The following is a 1,258-nucleotide window of genomic DNA, read 5'->3' as shown; positions in this document are numbered from 1 at the left end:
AAGCAAAACCAAACTGTGTCATGGTATCGTCTTGAAGCTGTTGAGTCCCTTTCCTTTGATAATCAAATACCGTTCGTCTATCCGTTAAAAAAGCAGCAGGAATACCATAATTGGTTAATATCTGATGTAACACCTGATAATAGCCTTTCAGCGTTTCTTGTGGGGCAAAATAGGCACCAACAATATTACCAGAAGCATCATCAATGGCAACATGAAGATGAGAGACAGTTTGACCAAACCATCTGAATTGGCTAGCGTCCATTTGTATCAGTTCGCCACAATATTTTTTTCTCGGACGACTAGGATGGATAGTGTCACTATCTGCTAGAAACTCACAAGAACGGGGTAAGTTTATAGACAATTCATGTCTCACTTGTTGTGCTACTTTTTTCTGTTGTTTTAGTCGTTTTACTGTTTTCCGATGTGTTTTGGGAGAAATCATCCCATGGTTATAGAGAATGGTACGAACAGTTGTATCTGTTAAATTGATGCCATGTTCTTGTTTTAAAATTTCAGTAAAATGAACAACATTAGGTTTTAAATTGGTAAATGATTGGTATAATTCTACAATAAAAGTTTTAGTAGATTCAGGTAGACTATGCTTTGGAGAGCGTTTTTTATTTTTATGAGAAAAAGCTGACTTACCAAATTGAACATAATTGTTAAGTAGTCGGTTAATTTGTCTTAATGATAATGTTAATTCAACACAGGCACGTTGTTTTGTTTTTTTGCCATGATGAACGGCTTTGATGACGTTATATTTTTTTATTTCATTCACTGTTAATTCTATCCTTTTCATATCTCTAGTTTATCATTTTGGGACATTTTGTCATTCGATTACTTTAAGACATTATCACATTCGATTGATATTCGCTAATGTTTTTCAAAAAATAGCATGTCAATCGAAAATGAAAATGTCCCAAAATGTGGGCCACTATAAGTGCAATGATTTTAAAAAAAATCATTGCACTTATAGGGCAAAATAATGTATGCTATTAAAGTATCAAGCAAGCTTGTTGTCTTGATACTCTTCAAGAGTTTTTCCAATACTCTTGAGATAGCGTTTGAAAGATGCCAGTTTCCACGGGTGTGATTGTGGTGGAACGTATTGGCGTCTTTCTTTTTTTATATTCTCACCCAAATCAAACATCGCTGAATGCTCTTCATGTGTTAACAAACAACGTGTGGCATAAATGTTGTCAGCGATATTCAAGAAAATATCCCCATTAAATGCTTCAATAACCAACGCTTTTGTGTG

The 1,258-nt window shown here is 34.4% G+C and carries 2 pseudogenes; both read right to left on the bottom strand.

What is annotated here, in order from left to right:
* Positions 1-799: pseudogene (locus tag E4T68_RS08905) on the bottom strand (ISNCY family transposase); the annotation flags it as partial.
* Between the two features lie 204 nt (positions 800-1,003).
* Positions 1,004-1,258, bottom strand: a pseudogene (locus tag E4T68_RS08900) (ISNCY family transposase); the annotation flags it as partial.

Source organism: Granulicatella sp. WM01 (assembly GCF_004570605.1).
GTDB lineage: Bacteria > Bacillota > Bacilli > Lactobacillales > Aerococcaceae > WM01.
This window is presented reverse-complemented; position numbering and strand designations above follow the sequence as displayed.